Origin of the sequence: Kitasatospora sp. NPDC047058 (assembly GCF_040643935.1) — a bacterium.
In the GTDB taxonomy this organism is placed as follows: Bacteria; Actinomycetota; Actinomycetes; order Streptomycetales; family Streptomycetaceae; genus Kitasatospora.
The window spans coordinates 1-3,015 of sequence record NZ_JBEYVJ010000618.1 but is presented as its reverse complement, the minus strand read 5'-3'; the positions used below and the strand labels follow the sequence as shown (position 1 = coordinate 3,015).

The 3,015-nt window shown below is 74.9% G+C and carries 3 protein-coding genes; 1 reads left to right on the top strand and 2 read right to left on the bottom strand.

Annotated features, from left to right (window positions below; all coding sequences use genetic code 11):
* Positions 1-67: 67 nt before the first annotated feature.
* Together ABZ885_RS38375 and ABZ885_RS38370 are read right to left on the bottom strand one after the other, a co-directional pair.
* The gene (locus tag ABZ885_RS38375) at positions 68-973 is read right to left on the bottom strand and encodes an NADP-dependent oxidoreductase (RefSeq protein WP_360199408.1); all 906 of its coding nucleotides are present in this window, start codon (positions 971-973) and stop codon (positions 68-70) included.
* 75 nt (positions 974-1,048) lie between these two features.
* Positions 1,049-2,119, bottom strand: coding sequence for an alkene reductase (locus ABZ885_RS38370; RefSeq protein WP_360199406.1), 1,071 nt, complete (start codon positions 2,117-2,119; stop codon positions 1,049-1,051).
* Between the two features lie 223 nt (positions 2,120-2,342).
* Here ABZ885_RS38370 and ABZ885_RS38365 point away from each other — a divergent pair, with 223 nt between their 5' ends.
* Complete coding sequence (locus ABZ885_RS38365) at positions 2,343-2,876, top strand: MarR family winged helix-turn-helix transcriptional regulator (RefSeq protein WP_360199404.1); 534 nt, start codon at positions 2,343-2,345, stop codon at positions 2,874-2,876.
* Positions 2,877-3,015: the final 139 nt, after the last annotated feature.

Genomic DNA, 3,015 nt, shown 5'->3' with positions numbered 1-3,015 from the left:
GCGACGTGTGTCGCGACCGGTGCCGGGTCCGCGCCGTCAACCGCCCCAAGGGCACCGGGAAGGGACGTCAGGGCAGCAGGACGGCCTTGCCCCGGTTGCGGTGGGCCTCCAGGTCGGCATGGGCCCGGGCGGCCTCCGCCAGCGGGTAGGTGCGCCAGACCGGCATCGCGAGCCGGCCGGCGGCGGCCAGCCGGACCAGCTCCGGCAGGGAGTCCCCGCCCTGCTCCGGGCCGCCGGCGCTGAAGCGGACGCCGTGCTGCGCGGCGGCCATGTCGGCGATGGTGATGACCTTCCCGGGATCGCCGACGAGGGCGACGGAGCCGGGGAGCACGCCGGCTCCGGAGGCGTCGAAGACGAAGTCCACGCCGTCGGGGGCGGCCGCCCCGACCCGTTCCGCCCAGCCGTCCCCGTAGCGGACCGCGGTGGCCCCGAGCGCGGTGACCCGCTCCAGGTCGCGCTCGGCGGCGGTGCCGACCACGGTGATGCCGCGGGCGGCGGCGAGCTGCACCGCGATGACGCCCACGCTGCCGGCGGCGCCGTGCACGAGCAGCGTCCGGCCGGCCTGCACGCCCAGCTGCCCGAGGACCCGGGACGCCGTCCGGCCGACCGTGACCAGCGAGGCGGCGACCTCCCACGACAGCGCGTCGGGCTTGGCCACCGGCCGCTCCAACAGGGCGTACTCGGCGTATGCGCCGCCCACGGTGGAGCCGAGGACCTCGTCCCCGACGGCCGCGTCGGCTCCCTCGCCGACCGCGTCGACGACGCCGGCCGCGTCCAGGCCGGGGATCACCGGGAAGGCGTCCGGGCCGCGGCCGGCCATCAGGCCGGACCGGATCTTCATGTCGAGCGGGTTCACGGATGCGGCCCGCACCCGGATCCGGACCTGGCCGGGGCCGGGCTCTGGCGGGGTGACCTCCGACAGCCGCAGCACCTCGGGGGCGCCGTACTCGGAGAAGGTGATCGCTCGGGACATCAGGGACTCCAGGGGGGGAGGGGGCGAGGGGAGGGGCACGCGTTCACTGTGCGGCCGCCGGGGCGGCCGCGCCGCTTAGGAGGTGAGGGCGGGGTAGTCGGTGTAGCCGCGGTGGTCGCCGCCGTAGAAGGTGGCCGGGTCCGGGGTGTTGAACGGGCCACCGGCGGCCAGCCGGGCCGGGAGGTCGGGGTTGGCCAGGAACAGCGCGCCGTAGGCGATCATGTCCGCGCTGCCGTCCTCGACCAGCCGCACCGCGTCGGGGCCGGTGACCTCCGGATGGGTGAACGGGTTGAGGACGAACGTGCCCGGCCAGGCCTTGCGCAGGCGTGCGGTCAGCGTGCTGTCCGGGCCCTCCAGCAGGTGCAGGTAGGCGAGGTCCAGGCCGCCGAGCCGCTCCAGCAGCGCCTCGTAGGCGTCGCCCGGGTTCTCCTCGGCGATGTCGTTGTAGGGGTTCCCGGGCGAGATCCGCAGGCCCACGCGGTGGCCGCCGATCGCCTCGGCCACCGCGGTGGCGACCTCGACGGCGAAGCGGATCCGGCCCTCGGTGCCGCCGCCCCAGTCGTCGGTGCGCCGGTTGCTGCCGGGGGCGAGGAACTGGTGGATCAGGTAGCCGTTGGCGCCGTGGATCTCCACGCCGTCGAACCCGGCCTCGACGGCGTTGCGCGCCGCGGTGGCGAAGTCGGCGACCGTCTGCCGGATCTCCGCCTCGTCCAGCTCCTTCGGGGTCACGTAATCCTTGGGCCCCTCGTGGGTGAAGACCTGGCCCTTGGCGGCCACCGGCGACGGCGCGACCGGCACCAGGCCGTCGGGCAGCAGGCTGGGGTGGCCGATCCGGCCGGTGTGCATCAGCTGCGCGAAGATCACGCCGCCCTCGCGGTGCACGGCGTCGGTCACCGTCCGCCACGCCGCCACCTGCCCGGCCGTGTGCAGCCCGGGGGTGTCGGGGTAGCCCTGGCCGACCGGCGAGGGCTGGATGCCCTCGGTGACGATCAGGCCGGCGCCGGCGCGCTGCGCGTAGTACGTGGCCATCAGGTCGGTCGGCGCCGCGCCGGGGCCGTACGCGCGGCTGCGGGTCATCGGCGCCATCGCGACGCGGCTGGCCAGGCGCTTGCCGCCCAGGACGATCGGGTCGAATGCGGTGGTCATGGTCGTTCCCTTGCTCGGAGTGCTGCTCCGTGGCCCCGGGGGGCGGGGCCTTCAGAGCCGATACCTGTCCGAACAAGTAAATCGCATCGACCCATTCCGGAGCGACATGTGACCTGCATCACACACTGTTCACCTGCGCATCTGTGGGACGGCGCCCGAATGAGCGGCCGGAGTCGGGTGCCGGACGGTAGGGTTGGATGATCAGACAGGAAGTGAGGATGGAATGACAGGGACCACAGGAGAGACCGGGCAGGGCCCCGAGGGGACCGGGCAGGTGACCAGCGTCCCGGTGCCGGCCGCGGCCGGGGGCGGGCCGATCAGCCACGCGATCTTCCGCCTCGCCCGCCTGCACCGCATGTTCGCCGGGCAACTGCTGCGCCGCATCGGCCTCCACCCGGGCCAGGAGCTGGTCATGATGCACCTGTGGGAGCTCGGCCCGCGGCGCCAGACCGACCTGGTCCGGCTGCTGGACTCCGACGCCGCCACCATGACCCGCACCGTGCAGCGCCTGGAGCAGGCCGGCTTCGTCCGGCGCCGCCCCGATCCCACCGACAAGCGCGCCTCGCTCGTCGAACCCACCGCCGCCAGCCACGCCCTGCGCCGCGAGGTCGAGCAGAGCTGGAGCCGGCTGGAGGAACTCGTCACGGCAGGCCTCTCCGCCGACGAGTGCGCCGCCGCCCTGAGCACCCTGGAGCGCCTGGAACGCAACCTCGTCCAGGCCGCCGCCGACCCCGCCTGCACGGACCCGGAGCGCTGACCGGGAGCGCTGACCGGGAGCGCCGGGCCATCAACGGCCCTGGACGCCCTGGGTGTTGACCGACCGTTAGGCGCGTTCCGGGAACATCTCTCCCGTCAGGCCCGGGCGCGGTCCGGGGGGGGGGGGGGGCGGCCCCCCC

Coding starts and splice junctions, on each gene's coding strand:
- ABZ885_RS38375 (WP_360199408.1), bottom strand. CDS start 973: ATGTCCCGAGCGATCACCTTCTCCGAGTACGGCGCCCCCGAGGTGCTG.
- ABZ885_RS38365 (WP_360199404.1), top strand. CDS start 2,343: ATGACAGGGACCACAGGAGAGACCGGGCAGGGCCCCGAGGGGACCGGG.
- ABZ885_RS38370 (WP_360199406.1), bottom strand. CDS start 2,119: ATGACCACCGCATTCGACCCGATCGTCCTGGGCGGCAAGCGCCTGGCC.